The organism is Arthrobacter psychrolactophilus (genome assembly GCF_003219795.1).
Classification (GTDB): domain Bacteria; phylum Actinomycetota; class Actinomycetes; order Actinomycetales; family Micrococcaceae; genus Specibacter; species Specibacter psychrolactophilus.
Map to the genome: position 1 here is coordinate 237965 of NZ_QJVC01000004.1, position 26146 is coordinate 264110.

22 protein-coding genes and 1 tRNA gene are annotated in these 26146 nt (G+C 60.6%); 18 read left to right on the top strand and 5 right to left on the bottom strand.

Annotated features, from left to right (window positions below; genetic code table 11):
- Positions 1 to 20: 20 nt before the first annotated feature.
- The 6 genes from CVS30_RS07275 (at position 21) to CVS30_RS07300 (ending at position 7284) form a co-directional block, all read left to right on the top strand.
- Positions 21 to 2261 (top strand): transglycosylase domain-containing protein, encoded by a 2241-nt coding sequence (locus CVS30_RS07275; protein ID WP_110484664.1) that lies wholly within the window; start codon positions 21 to 23, stop codon positions 2259 to 2261.
- 12 nt (positions 2262 to 2273) lie between these two features.
- On the top strand, positions 2274 to 3230 hold the full coding sequence (locus tag CVS30_RS07280) for a metallophosphoesterase (RefSeq protein ID WP_110484665.1): 957 nt from the start codon (positions 2274 to 2276) through the stop codon (positions 3228 to 3230).
- Positions 3231 to 3355: 125 nt separating this feature from the next.
- A tRNA-Pro gene (locus CVS30_RS07285) sits at positions 3356 to 3432 on the top strand.
- Between the two features lie 127 nt (positions 3433 to 3559).
- Positions 3560 to 3913 (top strand): zinc ribbon domain-containing protein YjdM, encoded by a 354-nt coding sequence (locus CVS30_RS07290; protein ID WP_110484666.1) that lies wholly within the window; start codon positions 3560 to 3562, stop codon positions 3911 to 3913.
- Positions 3914 to 3946: 33 nt separating this feature from the next.
- Positions 3947 to 6040: a DUF6541 family protein gene (locus CVS30_RS07295; protein ID WP_110484667.1), complete on the top strand. Its 2094-nt coding sequence runs from the start codon at positions 3947 to 3949 to the stop codon at positions 6038 to 6040.
- The gene (locus CVS30_RS07300; RefSeq protein ID WP_110484668.1) at positions 6037 to 7284 is read left to right on the top strand and encodes a helix-turn-helix domain-containing protein; all 1248 of its coding nucleotides are present in this window, start codon (positions 6037 to 6039) and stop codon (positions 7282 to 7284) included. The genes CVS30_RS07295 and CVS30_RS07300 overlap by 4 nt, the downstream gene beginning before the upstream one ends.
- Before the next feature lie 84 nt (positions 7285 to 7368).
- On the opposite strand, the gene CVS30_RS07305 is transcribed toward CVS30_RS07300, so the two are convergent.
- Positions 7369 to 8301, bottom strand: a complete 933-nt coding sequence (locus tag CVS30_RS07305) for a phosphoribosylaminoimidazolesuccinocarboxamide synthase (protein ID WP_110484669.1) — start codon at positions 8299 to 8301, stop codon at positions 7369 to 7371.
- A gap of 11 nt (positions 8302 to 8312) precedes the next feature.
- Positions 8313 to 9605 (bottom strand): phosphoribosylamine--glycine ligase, encoded by a 1293-nt coding sequence (purD, locus tag CVS30_RS07310; protein WP_110484670.1) that lies wholly within the window; start codon positions 9603 to 9605, stop codon positions 8313 to 8315.
- A 462-nt stretch (positions 9606 to 10067) separates the two neighbouring features.
- Here purD and CVS30_RS07315 point away from each other — a divergent pair, with 462 nt between their 5' ends.
- From CVS30_RS07315 to purM, 7 genes are all read left to right on the top strand, one after another.
- Complete coding sequence (locus CVS30_RS07315) at positions 10068 to 12428, top strand: Ig-like domain-containing protein (RefSeq protein ID WP_110484671.1); 2361 nt, start codon at positions 10068 to 10070, stop codon at positions 12426 to 12428.
- 172 nt (positions 12429 to 12600) lie between these two features.
- Positions 12601 to 13137: a hypothetical protein gene (locus tag CVS30_RS07320; RefSeq protein ID WP_110484672.1), complete on the top strand. Its 537-nt coding sequence runs from the start codon at positions 12601 to 12603 to the stop codon at positions 13135 to 13137.
- Positions 13138 to 13173: 36 nt separating this feature from the next.
- A complete protein-coding gene (locus CVS30_RS07325; RefSeq protein ID WP_110484673.1) occupies positions 13174 to 14178 on the top strand; it encodes an asparaginase in 1005 nt (334 codons plus the stop codon).
- A 41-nt stretch (positions 14179 to 14219) separates the two neighbouring features.
- Entirely contained in the window at positions 14220 to 14573 is a 354-nt protein-coding gene (locus CVS30_RS07330) for a sterol carrier family protein (protein WP_110484674.1), read from the top strand.
- Positions 14574 to 14627: 54 nt separating this feature from the next.
- Entirely contained in the window at positions 14628 to 14951 is a 324-nt protein-coding gene (locus CVS30_RS07335) for a hypothetical protein (protein WP_181419720.1), read from the top strand.
- An 80-nt stretch (positions 14952 to 15031) separates the two neighbouring features.
- Complete coding sequence (gene purF / locus CVS30_RS07340) at positions 15032 to 16597, top strand: amidophosphoribosyltransferase (protein ID WP_110484675.1); 1566 nt, start codon at positions 15032 to 15034, stop codon at positions 16595 to 16597.
- A 22-nt stretch (positions 16598 to 16619) separates the two neighbouring features.
- Entirely contained in the window at positions 16620 to 17768 is a 1149-nt protein-coding gene (gene purM, locus CVS30_RS07345; protein ID WP_110484676.1) for a phosphoribosylformylglycinamidine cyclo-ligase, read from the top strand.
- 239 nt (positions 17769 to 18007) lie between these two features.
- Here the strand turns inward: purM and CVS30_RS07350 are convergent, their stop codons facing one another.
- Complete coding sequence (locus CVS30_RS07350) at positions 18008 to 18238, bottom strand: DUF3073 domain-containing protein (protein WP_110484677.1); 231 nt, start codon at positions 18236 to 18238, stop codon at positions 18008 to 18010.
- A 325-nt stretch (positions 18239 to 18563) separates the two neighbouring features.
- Here CVS30_RS07350 and CVS30_RS07355 point away from each other — a divergent pair, with 325 nt between their 5' ends.
- Positions 18564 to 20078, top strand: a complete 1515-nt coding sequence (locus CVS30_RS07355) for a septum formation family protein (RefSeq protein ID WP_110484678.1) — start codon at positions 18564 to 18566, stop codon at positions 20076 to 20078.
- 58 nt (positions 20079 to 20136) lie between these two features.
- On the opposite strand, the gene clpB is transcribed toward CVS30_RS07355, so the two are convergent.
- Complete coding sequence (gene clpB / locus CVS30_RS07360) at positions 20137 to 22752, bottom strand: ATP-dependent chaperone ClpB (RefSeq protein WP_110484679.1); 2616 nt, start codon at positions 22750 to 22752, stop codon at positions 20137 to 20139.
- A 160-nt stretch (positions 22753 to 22912) separates the two neighbouring features.
- Here clpB and CVS30_RS07365 point away from each other — a divergent pair, with 160 nt between their 5' ends.
- Positions 22913 to 23683 carry a MerR family transcriptional regulator gene (locus tag CVS30_RS07365; RefSeq protein WP_110484680.1) on the top strand — a complete coding sequence of 257 codons (771 nt, stop codon included), beginning with the start codon at positions 22913 to 22915 and terminating at the stop codon, positions 23681 to 23683.
- A gap of 13 nt (positions 23684 to 23696) precedes the next feature.
- On the opposite strand, the gene CVS30_RS07370 is transcribed toward CVS30_RS07365, so the two are convergent.
- Positions 23697 to 24386, bottom strand: a complete 690-nt coding sequence (locus tag CVS30_RS07370) for a ubiquinone/menaquinone biosynthesis methyltransferase (RefSeq protein WP_110484681.1) — start codon at positions 24384 to 24386, stop codon at positions 23697 to 23699.
- Between the two features lie 112 nt (positions 24387 to 24498).
- Between CVS30_RS07370 and CVS30_RS07375 the strand changes: the two genes are divergently transcribed.
- Genes CVS30_RS07375 through CVS30_RS07385 form a run of 3 tightly spaced genes read left to right on the top strand, consistent with a single transcriptional unit; the run spans position 24499 to position 26144 of the window.
- A complete protein-coding gene (locus CVS30_RS07375; protein WP_110484682.1) occupies positions 24499 to 25365 on the top strand; it encodes a DUF4031 domain-containing protein in 867 nt (288 codons plus the stop codon).
- A 23-nt stretch (positions 25366 to 25388) separates the two neighbouring features.
- Positions 25389 to 25814: an ASCH domain-containing protein gene (locus CVS30_RS07380; RefSeq protein ID WP_110484683.1), complete on the top strand. Its 426-nt coding sequence runs from the start codon at positions 25389 to 25391 to the stop codon at positions 25812 to 25814.
- 33 nt (positions 25815 to 25847) lie between these two features.
- Positions 25848 to 26144: a cold-shock protein gene (locus tag CVS30_RS07385; protein ID WP_110484684.1), complete on the top strand. Its 297-nt coding sequence runs from the start codon at positions 25848 to 25850 to the stop codon at positions 26142 to 26144.
- Positions 26145 to 26146: the final 2 nt, after the last annotated feature.

Here is a 26146-nt window from a genome sequence, read left to right on the forward strand (position 1 = left end):
CCTGCCGCTAAACTGGAAAAATGGCAGCAAAAAAACATCCCATTTTCGATACCGCCACAACTCTGGGTAAATTAGTCGCGTTTCTAGGCATCAGCACCATTTGTGGTGTGCTGGTGGCAGGACTAATGGTTCCGGCCGTTGCGTTGGCTGGCGGCACCGCGACCTCTTCCATCACTTTTTTTGACGATCTGCCCGATGAGATGAAGTTTGAAACTCCGGCGCTGTCATCGAAAATCCTTGCTGCTGACGGCTCAGTCATAGCTACCTTCTATGACCAGAACCGCACCGAGGTTCCCCTCGATAGCATCTCGCCCTTCATTCAGGACGCGATCGTCGCCGTGGAAGACGCTCGTTTCCGAGAGCACGGTGGCATCGACACGCGCGGACTCATGCGTGCCGTCGCCGCCATGGTTCAGGGTGGTGGACGCCAGGGTGCCTCCACTATTACGCAGCAATACGTCAGCAATGTCATGAACCAGACTCACGCTGCCAATGGTGAGCTGGAGAAGGTCAGGCAGGGCGATAGTAAGGGCATCGGCGACAAGGTTCGCGAGATCAAGCTCGCCATCGCCGTTGATAAGCAGCTGTCCAAGGACGAAATCCTTCAGGGCTACCTCAACTGGGTGTTTTTTGCTAACAATAACTACGGCATCGAAGCCGCATCCTCCTTTTACTTCAGCACCCATGCCAAGGATCTGACGCTGCCTCAGGCCGCCTTGCTGGCCGGTGTGGTCAACCGTCCCAGCTACTACGATCCGGTGGTCAACCCGGACAATGCGCTCTCACGCCGCAATATGGTGCTGGACCGCATGCTCGATCAGGGAATGATCGATGCCACGCAGCACGCTGACGCCACGAAGGCCGAGATTGGGCTGAAAATCCAGGAAAACCGGAATGGCTGCACCACGGCTACCCGAGCAGAATACTTCTGCCAATACGTGACGAACTTGATCCTCAATGATCCCAATTATGGCAAGACCCCTGAGGACCGGGACAGGCTCTTGAAGCAGGGTGGCTTGACCATCACCACCACGCTGGATCCGGTGCTTCAGGATGCCGCCCAGGCTCAGTTCGCGAACTTTACGCCCGCTAATGACAACCCGGATGATGTAGGCCAGGCACTGGTCACGGTGCAGCCTCTTAGCGGCAAGATCCTAGCCATGGCTCAAAACACCAAGCTCATCGCCCGCGAGGGGCAGTTCAACTCTGATTACAACTTCAACGTGGACCGCTTCGATATCAATGGAAACTCGCTTGGCGGTGCCGGCGGTTTCGACGTGGGTTCAACAATCAAGCCTTTCACTTTTGCCGAATGGCTTAACTCCGGCCACCGCATCAATGACGTGGTCAACGCAGGAGTCCGCCGCTACCCGGCAGGATTCCAGTGGAACAACAGCTGCGGTGTCACCGGCGGTATCTACGACAGCACCAACCCCGAAGCCGCACCAGATCTTCAGAATGCAGAAGAAGGCTGGTACCGCAGCCTCACCGCACGTGAGGGGCTTTACAACTCTCTGAACACGGCAACCTTTGCCACGGCCGCCCAATTGGATATGTGCAATATCCAGAAGATGATGACGGCCACCGGTATTCACCTCGGTGAGGATCCCAAGCAGCCGTACAGCGTGGAATACGTCAGCTCGCTTCTGGGCTCGGGCGAGGTTGCCCCGCTAACGATGGCTTCGGCCTTTGCCACCTTCGCGTCGGGCGGCACGCATTGCGATCCGATTGCCTTGGTCTCCGTGAAAAACATCAAGGGTGAGGCAATGCCGGTTCCGGGAGCGAATTGCAAGCAGACCGTCAAGCCGGAAGTTGCTGCGGGCGTCACCAGTGTCCTGCAGGAAGTTTTGGTCCGCGGTTCCGGTTACCAGATCCCGCTGCAGTACGCTGCCGCAGCCAAGACGGGTACCACCAACAACTCCGAGCACACCTGGACTATTGGCTACACCAAGGGTCTGGCCACCGCCTCATGGCTCGGCAGCCCCGAGAACAAGTCGGTCTCCAACAATGGCAAGCTCATTGCCGGCCAGCGTCTGGATTATGTTGACGGCGCCACCTATGCGGGCAAGGCCTGGCAGGGCTATATGAACCAGATTGGCGGCAACTATGACGTCAGCTTCTTCGACGCTCCTCCGGCCAGCATGGTCAACCCGCCTGTTGTCATCCCGCCGAAGCCAACTGAAACGGCCAAACCGTCGGAGAAAAAGGACGACGAGAAGAAGGACGACAGCGTCAAGACCGATGACAAGAAGAAGGACTAGGACATAGCCACGATGTCACGCACGAGCACAACCCCGTCCCGCCTCGCAACATTGGGGGCGGCGGCGGGGTTTGCCGTTGCCGCCGGAGCCACAGCGGTGGCCTATGGCACCTTCATTGAACGGCACTGGTTTGCCCTCCGCGAGGAGTCGCTGGCCATCTTGCCGCCCGGATCGGCGCCGTTCACGGTGCTCCACCTCTCCGACATACATTTGTCGCTCGGCCAACACAAGAAGACCGAATGGCTCAAGGGCTTAGCCGCCCTGAAACCGGATCTGGTGGTCAATACCGGCGATAATCTCAGCCACCCCCAGGCGATCGCCCCGCTTCTGGATGCTCTGGGCCCGTTGATGGAATTCCCGGGAGTCTTTGTTCCCGGTTCAAATGACTACTTCGCGCCGCGCATCAAGAACCCCTTGACATACTTTTCGGGCCCCTCTAAGTTGCCGAACGAGAATAAGCGTCTCCCGGTCCCCCTCGACACCGAAACTTTGCACGCGGGCTTCGGTCAGGGCGGTTGGGTCAATCTGACGAACCGGGCGCAGTCCATTCCGTTAAAGGGCATTCGCTTTGACTTCAGCGGCGTAGATGACCCGCACCTGAATCGCGAGCGCTATGCCGGATGGCCGAAGGGTGCCGCCGGGCAGAACAGCGCCCCGCACGTCAAGGTTGCGGTGGTGCATGCCCCGTATCAGCGGGTCTTGGACCATTTCACGGCCGATGGTGCCGATCTGCTGCTTGCCGGTCACACCCATGGCGGCCAGGTCTGTGTGCCCGGCTATGGCGCCCTCGTGAGCAATTGCGATCTGCCGACCTGGCGGGCCAAGGGACTTCATGACTGGGAAAGCCAAGGACGGACGACGCCGGTCAACGTCTCCGCGGGTATCGGCACCTCTCGCACGGCCCCCTTCCGTTTCGCCTGCCGTCCCGAAGCCGTAGTACTGACGCTGACGGCCAAAACCGCACCCTAGCGGTAGTGAATTTTCGGTGGCTAGCCTCGTGCTCCGTGACTCGATTTCGTATTCTAAGCACTTATCCGCTATTCTTTAGAGGTTGCTTTTCCAGACCGTCACTGGTCAACGAAAATGTAATGGATCGGGGTGTGGCGCAGCTTGGTAGCGCGCGTCGTTCGGGACGACGAGGCCGCAGGTTCAAATCCTGTCACCCCGACCAAATGAAAAAAGCGATGGTATCCAATGGATACCATCGCTTTTTTCATGCCTAACAACGAGTTGAGCACGCCACGCACGGGCTCGTGAACAACCCGGAGATAAAACCCGCAACGGCTAGAATGGAGCCCATGAACGACACACTTCCCCCTTGCCCCGTTTGTAACAGCGAGTACAGTTACGAAATGGGCGAGCTTTTGGTCTGCCCCGAGTGCGCCCATGAATGGTCCCCCGCAGAAGATGCCGCCGAAGCCACCGAGCAAGAAACTGTGATCAAGGATGCCGTTGGCAATGTTCTCAGCGATGGCGACACGGTCAGCATCGTCAAGACCATGAAGATCAAGGGCAGCCCCCAGGATCTGAAGATCGGTACCAAGGTACGCAACATTCGCCTGATCACTCCCGTTAACGGTCACGACATTGACGCCAAGGTGGATGGCTTCGGCCCCATGAAGCTCAAGTCCAGCGTCGTTAAAAAAGTCTGATCCGGCCCAACACTTTATGACAGGGATATCTGGGTGAGTTCATGGATTGAGGCGCTGCCGGCGTTCACGGTGGCGCTTCTGATACTTGCCCTGCCCGGAGCAGCCGTGCTGACGGCGCTAAGGATCCGCGGGTTACTGGCCGTTTGTTTGACACCCGCGGTATCCGTCTCTGTCATCGCCGTCAGCGCCATGGTGGCGCCCCTGATCCATCTGTCATGGAACATTCCGGTGGTGATGCTCGGGACCGTCGTCGCAAGCGGTGGCGCATGGCTGGCACAACGATTCATCCCCGCCCTCCGCACCGCGATCCCCAGCAGCGTCCCACGAGCAACGCTAGGAGCTGCCCTCTCCGGCGTCTTCCTCGCCTTGGTCATAACGACGGCGTTGCTCGTCTCGGTGACGATGAGCCCGGAGTCGTTCACTCAGGGTTACGATTCCGTCTTCCACCTCAATGCCACAAAATTTGCGGTGGAGACCGGCAACGCATCCTCCTTTGCGATCTCTAGCTTCATCTTGCCAACCGTGAAGTCCTCTTTCTATCCAGGGGCCTGGCACGGGCTAACAAGCTTATTGGTCGTCCTGACCGGAATTAGCATCCCGGCGGCCACGAACCTCATGTGGCTCGCCACGGCCGGGGTGATCTGGCCACTGAGCTGTGTGTTCTTGGCGAGCGTGTTGTTTGGCCGACGCCCTCTCCTGCTGCTGTTCACCGGCATCCTGGCTGCTGCTTTTCCCGCGTTTCCCTGGCTTTTACTGCAGTACGGCTCGGCATATCCGAATTCCCTCTCAAATTCGATGGTCCCCTTGGGTATTGCCTTAGTGCTTCTCATCCTGCGCCCGGCAAGCCATCGCGGTCTTGAACCGGCACAGTCCCTGGCTGTTTTGGCGTTGTTCCTCCCGGGCGCCGTCATGGCTCAACCCAACGGCATTTTCAGTATCTTGCTAGTTCTCACGCCGCTTCTAGCCTTCTTGGTCTATGCCTGGCTGCGCACCGGATTCGCCACGAGCCGACGTGTGGGATCGACTCGAGCAGTGCTCCTCCTTCTCGGGGCGGCGGGCTCTGTTGCCGTCCTCTACTCCTTGCCACAGATTCGTAGTTTGTTTAACTACACCAGCCCGGCCTTTTTGTCGTTCCCTCTGGCCCTGCTCCGGAATATCACCCATGCACCGTCTCCCATCTGGTTCCCCTCTGTCGCTTTGACGATCTTGGTTGTAGCTGGCGTCTGGGCAGGATTCCGTCGCACCGGGCTGCGCTGGCTGCCGGCCGCGCTCATTTTGTTGGCGCTGACGTATCCCTTGTCATCAGGGACAAATCTGCCCGTCGCCAATATTGTGATGGCGCCATGGTGGGACAATCCGGAGCGTATTGGTGCGCTCATGCCGCTGCTGGCCGTCCCGTTGGCCGCCCTCGGATTGACGAGATTATTTGACTGGAGCAGGCGCAGCCTCCCCAATATTTTCCGTCGCCCGGTCCTGGCCACTCGCCAGGGGAGGCTCGCGGCGAGGGCGAGTCTCGCCGTCGTTCTGGTCTTGTCCAATCCGGGGATCTGGCAAATCAAGACCGAGGTAGCCCGCATGTACAACGTGCCCGCCGAACCGGACGAGCTAGCTCAGGTGGATGCGCAGGAGCTGGCCTTGATCAAGCGACTGGCGGATTACACCACTGCCGATGACGTCATCGCGAACAATCCTTACAACGGATCAGCTCTGGCGATGGCGCTGGCGGGGCGGAACATGTTGTTCCCCTATAGCTCTCAAGGCGACCTCACCGCAGATCAGGTGACGCTACGTTTCTGGCTCAATCGTGTGGGCAGTGATCAGGAGGTGTGCGCGGCAGCCAAACGGGAGGGCGTGCGATTCCTCTTGGACTTTGGGACCGACTACATTCCGGCCTTCAACGATCCACGATCCCTCTACCCGGGAGTGACGCTCGCGGCTGATTCGGCGGGCTTCACACTGATCGCAGAGGAGGGCCATGCGCGTCTTTACCGCCTGGATATGTGCGGCGGAGTGCCGCTGGCCCCTGACCAAACGGACAAGACCACCGCATCGAGACAGCTTTTGTCACTAAATCTGCCCACGGTGGCCATCAAAGCTTTAGAATTTAACAACAATTCGGTCAAATGAGGAGCAATTCTGTGGGCAGCAGTTTCGGTGATCGGCTCAAACACGAACGGCTGTCTCGCAATTTATCCCAAGGAGAACTGGGAGGCGAGCTCTATTCGGCCAGCTATATCTCTCTGTTGGAAAACGCCCACCGTGAGCCAACCGCCGAGATCATCAACCAGCTCGCGGAGCAGCTGCAATTGGCGCCCTCATCCGTCGCAGCGTGGGATCAAGCCGTGTTCCCTGAGGAAAGTGAATGCCTCCGGCTTTCGCTCTGCGCCCGCCAAAGCTGGGACACCCGTGATTACAGCGGTGCCGCGAGCAACGCCACGGCAGCGGCACGACTGGCCTGCGCCAACGACGATGCCGTGACTTGGTGGCACATGACGTTCTTGGCGGCCACCTCACTTTTGCGAAACGGTGAGCAATCCGAGGCGGCAGCCAACCTGCGCAAGCTCCTCGGCCATTCCCTTACGGTGGAAAGTGATGCGCTAGCTCTTCGCGCCAATCAGGTGATGGCCTCCGTCATGTTAGCTAACGGGCAGCTGGCCGAGGCGATCTCGCATGCCACGGCGGCAGTGGAGATTGGCTCGGGCGACAGCCCCGAGGAATTCAGCGCCTACCTCCTCGCCTTGCAGACGCTCATCGGGGCCCTGAGCGAGGCGGGCAGGCTCGATGAGGCATGGATCCACACCCTGGTCCTGGCCGAGGCCGTGACGGATGAAACGCCACCACAGATGGCCGGTGAAATTCATTGGGTTATCGGCAATGTGGCGTTTATCCGGCAAGATACCCGCACCGGATTAGAGCACCATGCCAAGGCCAGTCGACTCCTCTCCCCGACCGCGGATCTGTCTCGCTGGGCCCAATTCAACAAGGCGACGGCCTGGGTGCGACTCCGGGCTGGCGTCGTGGAGCCGGCCACCTTGCAGGCCATTGAACGGAGCGAACTTGCCCACTCGGTAGTGGGTGCGACGCCGGCCGAGACTTTGGAAGTCTCGCTGCTTCGGGCCCGCTGGAACTTCCTCACCGACGATCTCCAGGGAGCCCTTGAGCTGTTGGATGTCATTGACGCCCAGCACGAACTCTTAGCGCCACACATTGCCGGTGACGCATCCCTGCTCCGCGGATCAACCCTGCAGGCTATGGCACGTCTTGACGATGCCTACGCCGCGTTTGAGAGCGCCCACGAGCAGTTCACTCAGGCAGGAGCACACGAGCGAGCCGCCGAAGCGCAGGCGAGCATGGCGGAGATCAGGAACTAAGGGATTAAACGCAGAAGGGGCCGTTGCTACTTTTCAGACCCGGTTGCCCGACAGAAAAGTAACAACGGCCCCTTCGCATGACCGCTAGACGAAGGTAACGCCCGTCAGCCGTTCAAAGGCTTCAACATAGCGGGCGCGAGTGCGCTCGATGACGTCGGCCGGGAGTGCCGGCGGCGGTGTATCCGAGGCGCGATCCCACGCTGATTCCGGGCTGGCCAGCCAGTCACGAACATACTGCTTGTCGAAGCTAGGCTGCGCCTGACCGGGTGCCCACAGCTCGGCATCCCAAAAACGGGAAGAATCCGGGGTGAGGACCTCATCGCCGAGGGTGATGACGCCCGTGGCCGGGTCCGTTCCAAATTCAACCTTGGTGTCAGCTAGGATGATGCCGCGTTCCCGGGCAATTTCCTCGGCGCGCGAGTAAATTTCCAGGGTCAGCGTGCGCAGGGCTTCTGCGGATTCGATGCCAACCGTGTCCACCATCTGTTCGAAGGTGATGTTCTCATCGTGTTCGCCCACCTCGGCCTTGGCCGACGGGGTGAAGATGGCCTTTTCAAGGCGGGAGCCATCTTCCAAACCGGCCGGCAGCGGGAGGCTGCACACGGTCTGAGACGCGCGGTACTCGATGAGTCCGGATCCTGTCAGGTAACCACGGGAAATGCACTCGATCGGGAACATTCCAAGCTTCTTGCACACCATGGCGCGGCCGGCCACGGCAGCCGGGACGCCGCCGTCGACCGTGGTGGCCACGAGATGGTTCGGGACGTTGAGCTGCTCAAACCACCACAGGCTCAAGCCGGTCAGAATACGGCCCTTGTCCGGGATTTCCGAGGACAGCACGTGGTCGTAGGCGCTGATGCGGTCGCTGGCGACCACCAGGACAACGTCCTCGCGGCCGGCGAACGGACCATCGTTATCCGCGGCTACGGCAGCGGGGACGTACAGATCCCGGACCTTGCCGGAGTACACGTGCGTCCAGCCGGGAAGTGCCGGTGCTGCGGGAATTGCTGAAGTCATGCCTTAATTCCTTATGCCTGCGTGGCGGTATCCGCCACGGTGATTTCGCCGCGAGCAGCCTTGGCCGCAATATCGGTGCGGAACTGTCCGCCCTCCAGAGAAATTTCCTCGATGCCGGCGTAAGCCCGCTCGCGAGCATCCTCCAGGTCAACGCCGAGCCCAACCACCGCGAGCACGCGGCCGCCGGCGCTGATGGTGTTCCCATCGGCGTCGCTGCTCGTTCCCGCGTGCAGGACGTGCACGCCGTCGAGGCGGTTAGCCTTCTTCAGCCCACGAATACGGTCACCGGTGCGGGGTGCATCCGGGTAGTTTTCGCTAGCCAGCACGACGGCGACAGCCGTCTCGGGTGCCCAGCGCAGCTCATCGATTTCATCCAGCTGGCCTTTGGCGGCCGCCATGAGCACACCACCGAGGGGAGTCTTCAGGCGAGCGAGGACGGCCTGCGTTTCGGGGTCACCGAAGCGGGCGTTGAATTCAATGACGCGGGTGCCACGGCTGGTCAACGCCAGGCCGCAGTACAGGACGCCGGTAAAGGGCGTTCCGCGGTGTGCCATGGCATCGATGGTCGGCTGTGCAACACGGTCGATGACTTCCTGTACCAGACCGGCGGGAGCCCATTCGAGCGGTGAGTATGCACCCATACCACCGGTGTTGGGGCCTTCGTCGCCGTCGAAGATGCGCTTGAAGTCCTGGGCCGGGGCCAAGGGAACAACGGTGCGGCCATCGGCCAGAACAAAGAGGGAAACTTCCGGGCCGTCGAGGAACTCCTCAATAACGACAGTTCCGCCGACGTCAAAGCAAGACTGTGCGTGGGCGAGGGCTTCGTCGCGGTCCTCCGTGACAACAACACCCTTGCCCGCGGCGAGTCCGTCGTCTTTAACAACGTACGGGGCACCGAAAGCGTCGAGAGCGTCGGCGGCTTCGGCGGCGTTAATGGCCACCTTAGCCATGGCCGTGGGCACCTGCGCCTCAGCCATGACGGTCTTAGCGAACGCCTTGGATGCCTCGAGCTGCGCAGCTTCCTTGCTGGGGCCGAACACGGGGATCCCGGCCGCGCGTACGGCGTCGGAAACACCGGCAGCCAGCGGGGCCTCGGGACCGACTACAACGAGGTCGCTTTCTAGCTTCAGCGCCAGGGCGGCTACAGCTGCAGGGTCGCTGGCGTTAACCTCGTGGGTCGGCACAATAGCTGCGATCCCGGCATTGCCAGGGGCTGCGTGCACCTCACTGACGTTGGGGTCGCTGAGCAACGAGCGGACAATGGCATGTTCGCGGCCTCCGGGGCCAATGACTAAAACCTTCACCTCTCAAGACTACTTTGATTAGGCACGGCAGCCGTAAATGATGTCGACCGAATCTCGCTAGCCGCGTCCCAAGCGTCAGCTCAGCCTCGACCGCCACTTAATATGGGAGACATGAAGGCAGTCGGCGAGCACGCGAAGGTTTCCTTGGACCTCTCCCAGGCCTGTTCCCTCGTGTCGCCGGAACTCACCTCATAATTTCCGCGGAAGGCTCCGAGCGAACGGGACGATGCCGCGGAGTTACGCCATCGTCTATTTTCCCTAAGAAAATAGCTCGCACGCTATTCACAGGAAATCCTAAGAAATAGTCGAAATGATCTTGCAGGCACTTATTCCATTTGATAGCTTAACCAATGGGGCTGCCGTGACTTTGACTCAGCAGGACTTTCCAGCAATAGCGGGCGCGATTGACGCCTGATCTCATCACGGATCATTCTTATATTTTCTTCAGGGGGAAATACTCATATGCGAGCATCTAAGCGCGCCTTCTTCAAGCGCGGCGGTGCGGCCTGCGCCGCGGCGGCGGTCTTGCTAGGCGGCACCTTTGCCGCCAGCGCCGCCACCGCGGCGCCTACGACCGACACCACTCCTTCATCGATTGCCACGACAGTCGGCACGCCTTCAGCAACCGAAACGGCCCTGCCGTCCGGTTTGGCTAAAGCCACCGAGCAGGATCTGGGCAAGACCGTTGAGGAATTCAACGCCGATGCTGAAGTAGCCGCCAAGGCTGCAGAGGTTCAAGCCGCAGTAGCAACGACCGATCCCGCCGCAGTCGTCTCCGTCAAGGGCGACACCATCAAGGTCACTACGACAGCTCCCGAAGCGGCCAAAGCCGCCGCCGGGACCAGCAAGGTCGTCGTAACGAAGGTCCAGGCTGCACCGCTAAGCGTCGCTAAGGGTGCGGCAAGTGTTGATTCCTTGTTCGCCGCTTACACGGCAGAATTCGGCGTAACCGAGCTGCAGGCCATCATGGTCGATGCCGACGGTAATTACGTCATCCGGACAGGCAAGGCCGCCACCAGCAGCTCGGCCTCCCCAGCACGTTTCTACAGTGCACCCGCCACGAAGTCAGTCGCCGATTTCGCGGCGACGTTCACCAACGTCGCCGTTGAGACGGCAGCCGGAGCAGCCAAGGCCTTCGCGACAGACGTCACGAATGGTCAGGGCTATGTTTCTCAGCAGGGCGACTACCTCTTCTCCTGCTCCATCGGTTGGAATGGCTTTAACGCCGCCGGTGACCCCGCCGTCATTTCGGCAGGCCACTGCACCAACGATGGCGCCGCCACCAACACTGCCTTGACCGACCCAACTAAGGAACCTGCCGTTGGTGGCGCAGGTTATGTTCCGACAGTTGCACTGGGCACCTTCGGTGTCTCACAGTTCGGCGGAGCCAACAACTCCCCCGCCACCGCACCATCGGGCTGGGACGGCAACCCCGATAATGTGAATAACATTGGTACGGATGTCTCCGTCATTGATGGCATCAATCCAGACTTGAACCAGCTTGCCAAGGTGACCGACTGGACCACTCCGGCGGTACCGAAGGAATCCGGTCCCGTTGTGAAGGGTGTTTCTAACGCCATTGTCGGCGCAGACATCTGCAAGTCCGGGCGCACCACAGGTTGGAGCTGCGGCACAGTGAGCAGAGTCGGTGTGTTCTTGGTCAATGGCATCAACCAAGCCAGCGATCCAGAAGATGTTCGAGCCGTGCGCGGCTTCGAATCCACGTCTCTCACCGCCGACCACGGTGACTCCGGTGGTGCCATTATTTCCGGCTCACTGGCAGTTGGTATGCTCAGCGCCGGCGGTGGCGGCTACACGTATGGTGTCGGCCTCACCGATGCACTGGCCCACACCGCTGGCTACACCATCAAGATCGCACTGTCGGCACCCAAGGTCACCACTACGGCCCCGGTTCACCGCCAGGATCTCGTCAGCGGTACCGTTGTCGACGCACCTGAGGGAACCACCGTGACCGTCACCCTCGATGGCAAGACCACCGAAGTTGCCGTTGATGGCGACAAGTGGAGCGTCGAAGCGCCCAACAGCGTCGGCACCTTCCCCATCACCGTGCAGGCCAAGAATGGCTTCAGCACCTCGGCAACCACGACGGCGTCCGTCGAGGTTGCCAAGGAGACCCTGGCGGCTCCGGCCATCTCGACTCCTGCCAACAATGCCACGGTCACCGCACCTGTCACGGTTATTTCCGGAACAGGCACGGCAGGCGCTGCAGTTGAGCTCAGCGGCGACGTCACGGGAACCGTAACGGTTGGCGCAGACGGCAAGTGGTCCTTCACCGTAGCGCCGGCCTTGGCTGATGGCGACTACACGGTCACCGCAAAGCAGACCAAGTCCGACTGGAACGCTTCTCCGAGCGTCACGAACAAGTTCGTGGTGGCAGTGCCGGAACCAACGACTCCTCCGGCTACCCCGTCACCGACGGCTACTCCCACGCAGGAACCCACGCAGGAACCCACGGCGACCCCGACGGTGACGCCTACGCAGACGCCGACCGCGACTCCGACACAGACGCCTACGCAGACGCCGACCGCGACTCCGACACAGACGCCGACACAGACGCCTACGCAGACGACGACTCCGACAAAGGCGCCTACGACTGCTCCTGCAACAAAGACGCCAACAAAGGCTCCGACCTCGGTAGCCGCACCGGCACCGACGAAGGCACCCGCTACCAAGGCACCCAAGGATGATGAGCTGGCTAACACCGGCGCTTCAAGCTCCACACTTGTCTTTGGGGCAGCCGGCGCTCTGCTGGTCCTCGGAGGAGCAGCATTCCTGCTGCTGCGTCGTCGCTCAGCACGGTAATTTCCAATAAGTTGCGCAGAGCAGCAATATGACGCTCAGGCGTAGCTGACATAAGGAGTGGGTCCCGTTCATCCAGAAGGGGACCCACTCCTGTTTTGCACATCAAATGACTTTTCGGACATGAAAACGAGTAGGCAAGCGACGCTGTGTCGACGAATATATGGGAGGCACCATGAACAGCAAGAAGATGGCGGCGGCAGTGCTCGCGGCCACGATGATAGGAGCACTTGGCATGAGCAGTTGCGCTACCCCAGAAGATCAGGGTGCATCCCCGCAGAGTTCCTCACCCTCTGCAACCGAATCCTCGGACAGCAGCGCTTTGCTCCTGCTCAACGATTCGCTCCGCAAAAAGCTTGGGGAAGACTATTCAGATGCCTGGATCGAAGGCGGGGTACTGCATATAGCCGTCACCAGTGACTCCGGCGCAGCCATCGTCACGGCCGCAGGCGCCGTCGCAAAGCTCGTCACCATTGATGCCACTCAGTTGGAGGCGGCACTTCAGTCGATTGCCGCGTGGCAGAGCAAACTCCCCTCGGAGCAGGCGACCGCGATTCATAAGATCATCCCGGATGGCAGCACCGGGACGATTACGCTTTTTGTCGATCCGCCACAGCTCGACGCCATCGCCAAAGTCGCAGCGACAGACAAACCAGGCGGCGATGTCGCCCTCCTCATCAGGGAGTCGAGCGGCATTGCCACGCCCCTCTAAGCACCGCAACCGCCAAGCTCTGGATAAGATGACACCATGAGTCATACTTTCAGGGCGTACGACGCCGTTGAGCTCGCCGTCCTGGAACGCAGCGGATTTGTTGAGTCCGTCCATATTGGCTCGGCCGTCGTGGTCGCCGGAGACGGCTCCGTTGTGACCGAACTCGGGGACATCAAGGCCCCCATTTATCCACGCTCGGCCGTCAAACCCTTCCAGGCATTGGCCTCCATGCAGGCTGGCGTCCCGTTGCGCGGCGCGCAAGTCGCCATCGCCTGTGGCAGCCATACAGGTTCTCTTGATCACATGGATGTTGTCTCTGGCATGCTCAAGGCAGCCGGCCTGAACGAAAGCCATCTGGGCTGCCCCGCGGCATGGCCCAGTGACAGCACCGCCCGGGCGTGGATGGTGCGTACCGAGAAGGACAAATCCAAGCTCGCCATGAGCTGTTCCGGTAAACATGCCGCATTTTTGTGGGCCTGTAGGGAAAACGGCTGGGATGTGGCCGGCTACTTGGAGCCCAACCATCCCATGCAGCGCGCTGTCCGTACCGTGCTAGAGGAATACACCGGCGAAAAAATTGCCCACACGGGTGTTGACGGTTGTGGCGCGCCTGTTATGTCCGTTTCCCTTACCGGCTTGGCCCGTGCCTTTAGCACGCTAGCTAAGGCGCCGTCGGACAAACATGCAAATGCTCGAACCGCCACGATTGCCACATCCATGCTCGATTACCCTTGGGCCGTCGAGGGGCATGGCAGGCCCAATACGGTGGTCATGGACAAGCTCGGCGTCATTGCCAAGATGGGCGCAGAAGGTGTCCTCGCCATGGCAACCGACACCGGTGCCAGCGTTGCCGTGAAAATCCTTGACGGCAACGGCCGTGCCGCCTCCCTTGTCGGGCTTACCCTTTTGGCCGCGTACGGCGCCCTAGATATTCCAGAGGTGGCGGGAGTGCTGGATCAGGTGGTCCCGGAGGTCATGGGCGGCTCGAGCCGAGCTGGCAGCCTACGCCTGGGCCAGGCCGTCAGCGCCCTGCTCGTCTAAGTTTTACCCACCTCCCCCAACCCCCTAGTAAGGAGCTCCTCATGGTTGCCCGCCGTCGTATTGATATCGCCGAGGGAAGCGCTGCTCTGGCCGCGTGGCGTGGCGGCGAGGTGTCCCGTTCCGTCACGGCCATGGCTGTGCGATATGCGCTCGAAGAACTTGCGGCCCGCGCACCAGGGAACTCGGTTGAGGTGCGAGTCCCTCCCTTCGGCGTCACCCAATGCATCCCCGGGCCTCGCCACACTCGCGGTACGCCTCCCAATGTGGTGGAGTGCGACGCCGAAACCTGGCTCTCCTTGGTGACCGGACAGACTAGCTGGGGTGACGCCGTCGAACGTGGCCTTGTTGCGGCCTCAGGGTTGCGGGCGGATCTCTCCTCCGAGCTACCCTTCTAGCGAACCCCAGGGCGCTCTCCCCGAACGTTCAGCTACGCCGGGTACCCTTGATGTATGACTTCCCAGCCTGAGCCCACGTCCGTCGAGCCCCGCAAACTCAGTGTGCGACGCGCCCCGAAGTACGTCCCCTTCATGATTGCCGGCGGCATTGTCGGCATCATCGCCGCGGCCGTGATGACCATGGCGCTGCCCCCGAACGAACAATTCTCGGCGTCAAGCGTCTTTGGCATGTTTACCGTGCTGATGTTGATCCCGGGTGTGGGACTGGGCGCCATTGCAGCGCTGATGTTTGACCGCCAAGGTCAGCGTCGGGCCAAGACCCTTGTCGCGCAGCCGCTGCCAGATGACGAGAGCAATGCAGAGGCAGAAACCGCGTAATTCGGCCACCTTCCGCACCCGAACATAAGCTACGTCACAGTAGGTCGGATGTGCGCCTCATTACATGAGATAATTTTCTCGTGGCACGCGGAGACGGAAAATTATCCCATGATCTTTTACCCGGCGAAAAGGGACCTCAGGACGCTTGTGGCGTTCTGGGCATCTGGGCACCCGGCGAAGAGGTTGCAAAACTAACCTATTACGGACTGTATTCACTACAGCACCGTGGTCAGGAGTCTGCTGGCATCGCAACGAGCGATGGCAAGCGGATCAGTGTATACAAAGACATGGGACTCGTATCCCAGGTCTTTGACGAACCCACACTGAATACCCTGACCGGACACATGGCCGTGGGCCATTGTCGCTACTCCACCACAGGTGCGGCCAATTGGGCTAACGCTCAGCCGACCCTGGGTGCAACAGGCAGCGGCACTGTCGCCTTGGCGCACAACGGTAACCTCACCAACTCAGCGGAACTGCTTGAGATGGTCATGGCTAAGTACGGCTCCCCCACCTCGGGTGAAATGGCTCAGGGCAACACGACCGATACCGCCCTTGTCACCACCTTGATGCGTGGCGAAGATGGCCGCTCTCTCGAAGAGACCGCCATGGAGTTGCTGCCCAAGATCCACGGCGCATTTAGCTTCGTCTTCATGGACGAGCACACCCTGTACGCTGCCCGCGACCCTCACGGCGTTCGCCCGTTGGTTTTGGGTCGCCTGGAAAGCGGCTGGGTTGTCGCCTCGGAAGACGCTGCCCTGAACACGATTGGCGCCACGCTAATCCGTGAAATCGAACCCGGCGAATTCATCGCCATCGATGAAGACGGTGTCCGCACCCAGCGTTTCGCTCCCGCCACCCCAGCCGGTTGCGTCTTTGAGTATGTTTACCTTGCCCGTCCGGACGCCACGATTGCTGGCCGTTCCGTGTACGAGTCCCGCGTGGAAATGGGCCGTCAGCTGGCCCGCGAAAGCCACTACGAAGCCGATCTGGTCATCCCCGTTCCGGAATCCGGAACTCCGGCGGCCATTGGTTATGCAGAGCAGTCGGGCATCCCCTTCGCTCATGGTTTCGTGAAGAACGCCTACGTGGGCCGAACCTTCATTCAGCCCAGCGATACCCTGCGCAAGTTGGGCATCAAGCTCAAGCTCAGCGCTCTTGAATCCGTGATCCGTGGCAAGCGCATCGTGGTCGTGGATGACTCCATCGTCCGCGGTAACACGCAGCGCGCCGTGGTTCGCATGCTCAAGGAAGCCGGCGCAGCCGAGGTTCACGTGAAGATCTCTTCACCGCCCGTACGCTGGCCATGCTTCTACGGCATCGACTTTGCCTCTCGCGCAGAACTGATCGCCAACGGTGCCGCAGTTGATGAGATCGCCAAGTCCATTGGCGCTGATTCCCTGGAGTACATCTCCGAGGACGGCATGATCGATGCAACCTTGCAGCCTCGTGAGCGCCTGTGCACCGCCTGCTTCACGGGTACTTACCCGATTGAACTTCCCAGCAGCGACCGTTTGGGCAAGAACTTGCTCGAACGCACCGCTCCCGGCAACGCCACCCCGTCCACCGGTTGCGATCCTGGTCCTGATTCGGAACTGGAAAATGTCCTGACCGATCAAGACCGCACCGCCGCCAACGGTTCTTAAGCATTCGCAGAAAAGAGACGCCATGACCAACGCCTCCAACGATTCAGCCCCTCAGGGAATCACCTACGCCAGCGCCGGAGTCGACACCGAAGCCGGTGACCTCGCCGTCGAGCTGATGAAGGAAGCCGTCAAGGCCACCCACGGCCCGTCCGTGGTCGGTGGGTTCGGCGGATTCGCCGGCCTGTACGACGTCTCCAAGCTGCTGACCTACAAGAAGCCGTTGCTGGCTACCTCCACCGATGGTGTGGGTACCAAGGTTGCCATCGCCCAGGCCATGGATATCCACGACACGATTGGTTACGACCTTGTGGGCATGGTTGTCGATGACATTGTGGTGGTTGGCGCCGAGCCGCTCTTCATGACTGACTACATCGCCACAGGCAAGGTTGTCCCGCAGCGCGTGGCCGATATTGTGCGTGGTATTGCTGGCGCCTGCAAGGTTGCCGGAACCGCCCTCGTGGGTGGCGAGACGGCTGAGCACCCGGGCCTGTTGGCTCCTGATGAGTACGACGTCGCAGGTGCTTGCACCGGTGTCGTCGAGGCTGATTTGTTGCTGGGTCCGGAACGAGTGCGTGAAGGCGATGTCATCATCGGTATGGCGTCCTCAGGTCTGCACTCCAATGGTTACTCCCTGGTTCGCCGCGTCATCAACCACGCTGGCTGGTCCCTAGACCGTCAGGTTGCCGACTTCGGCCGCACCTTGGGCGAGGAACTCCTTGAACCCACTCGCGTGTACGCCGCAGACTGCCTAGATCTGACCCGCTACCTGCCTGTCACGCAGGAAAAGGCTGTTCACGGCTTCAGCCATGTCACCGGTGGCGGCCTCGCTGCTAACTTGGCTCGCGTTCTGCCGCAGGGCCTCATCGGCACCGTGGATCGCTCCACCTGGAGCCTGCCGTCCATCTTCAGCGTGGTCTCGCAGCTGGGTAACGTGCCGCTGGCCGACCTCGAGCGTACCCTGAACCTCGGAGTTGGCATGGTGGCCGTTGTTTCAGCCGACGCTGCCGACGACGCCGTTGCCCGCTTGAACGCTCGCGGCCTGCCGTCGTGGGTCATGGGTACAGTTACGGCCGAAGCTTCCGACTCCGACAAGAGCGGAACCGACTACACGCAGGGCGCAAAGGGCGTCAACGGCGGCGCGGTTCGCCTGGTTGGCAACTACGCCTCCTAAGTACCACTGCTCGAGCCCCTCGAGCATAAATGCCACCGTTAGGCATTCTCGCTATAGTTCGAGCTATAGCGAGAATGCCTAACGGTGGCATTTGTCATTGGCAGGGCCGAAATTCACACGGGGAGACGCACCAGCTCTCGAGCCGTGAACTTAATGCGCAGCTCCCGGGGACAACAAAATCCCCACACGTCGCTTTCGCGTCGTGCAGGGTTTTGTTGCGTTTATTGGACTACGTGGTCCTACCCAATTCTACGGGAGTCCACTTCGTCGTCATCTTCAAACTGATCCGCATACTTATCTTCATATGCCGAGTAGTCCGGCTCTGCAGGAAGTTCGCTGTGATGGCTCGGGGCACGCCGAGTAGTCCCACCAAGCTCTTTTTGCAGAGCTGAATAGTCAGTGCTCGGGGAGTAGTACTTAATGTCCCGAGCCTGCTTGGTTGCCTTCGCCTTTTGACGGCCGCGCCCCATGGCGTGACCCCCTTTTACACTTGGACCGGAGGTGGTCGCTCGGGCTATGAGCGAGGCTCCGGAATATTCGGTCAATTTGTCGTATTCCTAGATTACATTAGTTCTGCCCCTCCTGTGTCCCACCACGCCCTGTTCTGCCGATAGCCAAACCCCCACTTACCCGCGGCAGGGCTCCAATATTCGGTAGAGTCATCAGTAGACGTTGTGTTGCATCCACGGAATCGACGAGCGCGGAATGCGTAGAGGCGCATTTCTAACACGTCCGATCACACCTACAAGAACAACTTTTTGCGCTGAATTCGGCGCAGCACGGAAGGCCAGCCCCATGAACGAGAGCAACGACGCCAGCGATCAGGGCGCTCAGAAGAAGCCTCAAAACAGTCAGGCTGCCGATCAGGAGCAGACACCGGATTCGGAGATTGCTGCCTCCGAGCTTGCCGAGCCGACACTTGGCGCTGCCGAAATAAGTGGAGATGTTGCCGAAAGCGTCGACCTTGAAGCAGTTGAAGCCGAAGCTGCCCGAGTTGAGCATGAGGCGGAACTCGCGTCACAGGGAGTCTCAGTGTCCCTGGGTGAAGACGCCCCCAAGGACCCAGCGGCCACCGCAGAAGATCAAGCCAAGCCGGTAGCCCAGGACGCTCCCGCGGAAGAATCAGGTGCGGAACTGACCGAGAGCGCAGACCCCATCGAGGAAGCTCCTGCAGAGGAACCGTCCACCGTCGAGGAAACACCCATCGAAGATCGTTCCGGCGAAGACGCCTCACAGGAAGTCACGGCGGATACCTCCACCGCAGAGACCGCTAAAGGCGCCACCGTTGCCACTTCGGACACGGCGGAGGCAAGCGACGCAGCGGAATCGGAAGAAGCCACACCGGCCGCAACGGATGAGGCCTCTGCGGAAGCACCCATCGCCGAACCGCCCGCAACCACGGGACCTGGTCCTCACACCACGAGTGAGGACGCACATGGATGGCGTCGCCCGGAAACGCCGTGGCAGCCTAAGGCCGGCCAGTGGCAGTCTCCGGCTCAGTTGGCACGCACTGAAGAGGAAGCCGCCAGCACCAACGCGATTCCGGTTGGCGAACTCGAAGAGAAAGCCGCGATCCCAAGCGCGGCAACCTCCGCCATTCCCGCTCAGGCCAGGGCCGTCGATCCAGCGGCTCAACAACCAGCCGCCGCAGCCGCCTCGTCCACACCACCGAATTCCGACACTGCGCAGTCCGGCGAAGCTATGTCAGCCTCGTCCAAGAAGAAGCTCTTCATTCTTCTCGGTGCCGCCGTGGTGGGCCTTGGGCTCATTGCCTTATTGATCTGGCTCATCGTTGATCTCATCATCGGTGGCAACGACGGCGAAAATGTCGTTCCCGTCTCGAGCGCATCCTCCCAAGCCGAGACGCTGGCTCCCTCAAATGCGGGCACCAGCCCCGCAGCAACCGCGGAGGCAAGCAAAACCACAACTGCGAATGCTAATGACGGACTGATCTTGGCCGCACTATCTCCCTTGGACTGGCGCAGCGGAGACTGCTTGCGAGATTTCACGGATCAGTCCAAGTCCGCCGACGTGGTGCTGTGTAGCTCGCCCCACAACGCGCAGCTGGTCGGAACGTTCTACTACGATGACGCTGATGAATTCCCCGGCGTAGAGGCACTCAAGGCCAAGGCCCTGGACGTCTGTAATGGCGTCGTCTTTACCTCCGTTGCCGCGGAAACTAAGACCTTGCTGCAAAGCACGGCTTACCCCACAGAGGCCACCTGGAATGATCAAAACGATCGCCGAGTTGACTGCATGGTCCACGACACGCGCGAGGGCAATCAATTAGAAGCCGACCTCGTTAAGTAAAGACAGCACTGGCCGGGCCTGTCGAGATCCAATTCTCGACAGGCCCGGCCAGCAAGGGTTACTTCCGGGTGACAGTCAGTCCTGAACCCGATGAGGCATCCAGATCGAGTTCATCGAAATCTGACGCGGTGTCCACCAAGACTGTGTCGCCGTCAACGATGCTTCCGGCCAGAATCTCACGAGCCAGGCGGTCACCGATCTGGCGCTGCACGAGGCGGCGCAGTGGGCGGGCACCGTACGCGGGGTCGTACCCTGTCAGCGCCAGCCAGGCCTTAGCCGCATCCGTCACCTCGAGCGAGAGTCGCCGTTCGTGCAGGCGGCTCGCCAGCGACAGCACCTGCAGTTCGACAATGCGCGAAAGCTCCTCCACATTGAGTGCATCAAACATGACGATCTCATCGAGTCGGTTGAGGAACTCGGGCTTGAACGACGCCTCCACAATACTCATGACGGCCTTGTGCTTGGCATCGTCGGCCAGCGACGGATCCACGAGGAACTGGGACCCCAAATTGGAGGTCAGCACGATGATGACGTTGCGGAAATCAACCGTACGGCCCTGACCATCGGTGAGGCGGCCGTCGTCGAACACCTGCAACAAGATGTCAAAGACTTCCGGGTGGGCCTTCTCCACCTCATCCAACAACACCACTGAATACGGACGACGGCGCACGGCCTCAGTCAGCTGGCCACCCTCGTCGTACCCGACATATCCGGGAGGGGCACCGACAAGGCGTGAGACGGAATGCTTCTCGGAGTATTCGCTCATATCGATGCGAATCATGGCGCGTTCGTCGTCGAAGAGGAAGTCCGCCAGTGCCTTGGCCAGCTCGGTCTTACCCACACCCGTGGGACCCAGGAACAAGAAGGAACCCGTGGGCCGATCGGGATCGCTAATACCGGCACGGGCACGACGGACGGCGTCAGAAACGGCCGTGACAGCAGCCGATTGACCAATCAAGCGGGACCCCAGAACCTGCTCCATCTGCAGCAGCTTCTGGCTTTCACCCTGCAACATGCGCCCCGCCGGAATGCCGGTCCAAGCGGAGATCACCTCGGCAATATCGTCCGCGGTCACCTCTTCGGCCACCATCAGCTCAGGCTTGTCCGTGGATTCCTCCAACGCCGCGGCAGCTTCAAGTTCGCGCTGGAGTGCCGGGATCTCGCCGTACAGGATGCGCGATGCCTGCTCTAGATCGCCGTCGCGCTGGGCCTTGTCCGCAATGGAACGTAGTTCATCCAGCTTGGCCTTGAGGTCGCCGACCCGGTTCAGCCCAGCCTTTTCCGCTTCCCACCGGGCATTGAGGCCGGACAACTCTTCCTTCTTATCGGCCATATCGGCGCGCAGGGCCTCCAAGCGCTCGATCGAGGCGGCATCGCTTTCACCGGTCAGCGCCAATTCCTCCATGGTCAGGCGGTCAACCGAGCGGCGCAGTTGGTCGATCTCCTCCGGTGCGGAATCAATCTCCATGCGCAGTCGTGAGGCCGCCTCGTCGACAAGGTCGATGGCCTTATCCGGCAACTGGCGACCGCTGATGTAGCGGTTGGACAGGGTTGCAGCCGCAACGAGGGCGGAGTCCGCGATGGCCACCTTGTGGTGCGCCTCGTAGCGTTCCTTGAGGCCACGCAGGATGCCGATCGTGTCATCAACGCTGGGCTCACCGACGAAGACCTGCTGGAAACGACGCTCTAGCGCCGGATCTTTTTCCACGTTCTCGCGGTATTCATCCAGCGTCGTGGCACCGATGAGACGCAACTCGCCGCGGGCCAGCATGGGCTTGAGCATATTGCCCGCGTCCATGGATCCCTCGGAAGCACCCGCGCCAACCACAGTGTGAATCTCATCGATGAAGGTGACGATTTGCCCGTCGGAGGCCTTGATCTCCTCCAAGACGGCCTTCAAACGTTCCTCAAACTCGCCACGGTACTTGGCGCCGGCCACCATAGAGGCCAGATCCAGACTGATGAGCGTCTTTCCGCGCAACGATTCGGGCACATCGCCCGCCACCATGCGCTGGGCCAGACCCTCCACGACAGCGGTCTTACCCACGCCAGGCTCGCCGATCAGAACGGGGTTGTTCTTGGTGCGACGGCTCAGAACCTGGATGACGCGGCGGATCTCCGAGTCGCGACCAATGACGGGATCGAGCTTGCCGGTGCGGGCAATCGCTGTCATGTCGACACCAAATTTACTCAGGGCCTCGAAGGTGTTCTCGGGGTCAGGCGTAGTGACCTTGCCGTCGCCACGGACTGAAGGCAATGCGGCGTCGAGCGCAGCCCGGGAGGCACCCGACTGTCGCATGGCACCTCCGGCGGTTCCGGCGTCGTCCGCAAGACCCAAAAGGAGGTGTTCGGTGGAAACGTAACTGTCGCCCATGCGGTCAGCGGCCTGCTGCGCGGCCTGGACCACCAGCAGAGTGTTGCGACTGAGCTGGGCCTGCGCCACGGAGGTCCCGGACGACGACGGGAGGTTGCGAATGGCGGCACTGGCACCGACACTGACCTCGTCAGGGTCCACCCCGGCGGCCTTTAAGAGCGCGACCGCCACGCCCTGGCGCTGGTCCATGAGCGCCTTGAGTAGGTGGGCCGGCTCAACCGTGGGGTTACCGGCGGTCGAGGCATTCATGGCTGCGGCGGAAAGAGCCTCCTGGCTCTTTGTGGTGAATTTGGCGTCCAAGAGAGGTCCTTTCGTTGGCTGTCTAGGAACTTGGGTGTCATGACTTTCTAAGTTGAGTCTACTACGCTCAACTTTGCATTGCGGGATCTTATTCCGAGTTTTTTCCGTGGGCGAAATTGCGCTTGACCTTGACGCAACGTCAAGCTTTAGAGTTGCTGTCATGAGCAACTCGGACGATTGGTCAATCCAACACATCGCCGCTCTGGCGGGCACCACGAGCCGAACCCTGCGTCACTACGACTCATTGGGATTACTGCCGCCGAGCCGCATCGCCAGCAATGGCTACAGGCATTACGACAGGCAGTCCCTGATGCGGCTACAACGCATCCTGTTGCTGCGCGAGCTGGGGCTCAGCCTGCCGGCCATTGCCGCCGTGTTGGCCCAAGAAGAATCGGCAACATCAGCCCTACGCACGCACGTTACCTGGCTGCGCAGCGAACAAGATCGACTGTCTCGACTCATCGAGTCGGTCGAAAAGACTATTGCGGCAGAGGCCGCTGGAGAGGACATCATGGCACACGACATGTTTGACGGTTTTGACCACACGGCCCACAAAGAAGAGGTAGAACAGCGCTGGGGCAAGGAGGCATATGCGAAAAGTGACGCATGGTGGCGCAGCAAGGACGCCTCGGGAAAATCAACCTGGAAAGCCCAGGTTGCAGCACTCAATAGCGGCTGGATCGCCTTGGCCTCCGGCACGGACGCACCTGCCTCGCCCGCCGCACAGGAGTTGGCACGGCGCCACGTTGCCTGGCTTTCCTCCATCCCTGGAACACCCACCTCGGCATCTGACGGCGACACACGCGGCTACATCCTCGGGCTGGCAGCGATGTACGTTTCCGACGAACGCTTTGCCGCCAACTACGGCGGCACCTCGGGAGCTGAATTTGTTCGCGATGCACTCACCAACTTTGCCGAACGGGAGCTATAGGCGAACCCTGGGGTTAGCCCGGCTTGCGAGCCGTCCAGATCATGTTGGTGCCCATGAACTTCGATGTCACATGGATGTTCTGGAATCCGGCCTCTTCAAATTTGAGTCGCAGCTTCTGAGGGGTCAGGAAGCCAAGGGTCGAATCGACCAAGTACTGATAAGCGGGACGGTCGCGACCAATGAGCGTTCCCAACGTGGGGATAACAATCTTCATGCCGGTGCGGATGAACGGAGCCAGGATGCCACGAGGAGGAGACGACTCCAAGGCAGCGACGACGCCACCGGGCTTGAGAACCCGGAACTGTTCGTTCAACACCTGGTCCAGATCGCTGACGTTGCGAAGAAGGTAACCGTGGGTGACGGCGTCGAACGCGTTGTCTTCAAATGGCAACTCGTGAGCGTCGGCAAACTGCCACTCGATACCGGAGTTGCCCTCGATCTGGCGGGCGACATCGAGCATGGACTCGGAAAAGTCAGCTCCGATAATGGCCCCTGAGGGTCGCTCGGCGCGAATGCAGCGTGCAATCACGCCGGTCCCCGTTGCGAGGTCGAGGTAGCTGTGGCCGGGACGCGCCGTGGCCGCCCTGGCGACCTCTTTGCACCAGCGAGCGTGCGAATTCAAGGTCATGAGCCTGTTCATCAGGTCATAACGCCGCGCGATTCCGTTAAAGGTCGCCTGAACTGAGGAGTCTTCGTTTCGCACTGCCACTGACCTTCGCTTGATGTCTTGAACTTCAACGAGTCTATGCGGGCAGGGGCGGCAGGTCATATTCGCGAATCGAGCGGCATGGAGCCCAGCGGCCTACACTAAGGCCATGATCTTCATCGATCCGCCGTTTTGGCCAGCGCACGGAACCATCTTTTCCCACCTCATCTCGGATACCTCGGTGGCCGAATTGCACGCTTTTGCCAAAGCCAACGGGGTCACCGAGCGCGCCTTTGATCTGGACCACTACGACGTTCCGGAACGACTCTATGCGGAGCTCGTAGCCGCTGGCGCCACGCCCCTCTCTGGCAAGGAGCTGGCCCGTACCCTGGTGGCATCCGGGCTGCGCATCAAGGCCAAGTACCGAGTGAAGTCGGTCGGCTCGGTTCTGGAGCTGCGCTGGAACGCCCTTCTTCCGGAGCAGCCGGAGCTTGGCGCTTCCCTGCTCAACCGCTGGAATGAGCCGCACCGGAACTACCATTCGGCAACCCATTTGTTGGCGGTTTTGGAGGCGCTGGATCTGCTCAGTAATCGGGCCGCGCCTCGAGCAGTGGTGCTGGCGGTATGGTTTCACGATGCCGTGTACAACGGGACTGCCCGCGATGAAGAGGACTCAGCTGTTTTGGCACAGGCATGCCTTAATGGCATTGTTGAGCCGACAGAGTTGCTCGAGGTGGCACGGCTGATTCGCCTGACCGCCACGCATTCACCGACCGCCACGGACAGCGCCGGACACCTCCTGTGCGATGCCGACCTCGCCATTCTGGGTGCCGAATCGGGCGAGTATGCCCGCTATCTTGCGGGAGTTCGCCGGGACTTTGCCCACGTGTCGGACGATGATTTCACCAAGGGGAGGGCCGCCGTCGTTCGCCAGTTACTGGCACTGGAGCCGATGTTTCACACCGCGAGGGGCAGGGAGCTATGGGGCCTGAAGGCGCAGGAAAATCTTGGCAAGGAACTGGCGCAGTTGAGCTAAAAAGTAGCGGCTAGGGTAAGTTCATGACTGACTACAGCACCCTGCCGATTTGCGAGTTTGCCTTCCCTGGACCGCTGCGCGATCAACTGGTCGGCGCAGTTCTTGACGGATCCAAGACCGCGACGACCGCGACGCTCATTGAATACGAAATCGAAAACGAAGCGCTGCCGCGTGTTGGCCATCAGGAATTGGTGATCGATTCCGAGGGCAATGGTGTCGCCGTCATTGAGATGACGGAGGTGCGGATCGTCCGCCTGGCCGACGTTGACGTGCGGCACGCAATTGACGAGGGCGAGGGATATTCTTCCGTGGCGCAGTGGCGGGCGGGCCATGAAGGATTCTGGCATTCCGAGGAGATGCGTCAGGCGATGGCTGACCCAAACTTCAGCGTCGATGACGATACCCCGCTAGTCCTGCAACGATTCACGGTCATCGCCCGATTACCCTAGCCGATCCACCGTCGTTACCCTTAGGCTGACGCCATGGAGACCACCGGAATTGTCCGCATCTGGCACGGCGAAGAAGGCTGGGGAGTCGTTGATTCGGTAGCTACCCCTGGCGGCTGCTGGATCCATTTCTCGCACCTTGCCATGCCCGGCTACCGCGCCTTACAAACCGGGCAAGCAGTGGAGTTTGAGTGGGAAATGGCAGCTCAGGACGGGTATAGCTTTCGAGCTACACGCGCCTGGATCACCGGCACCACGCCGGAACCATCTACGCCTAGTGCTGCCACCGGTCGAGCCTATACCTCGGGGCTGACCATCAGCTTCGACAACTGATT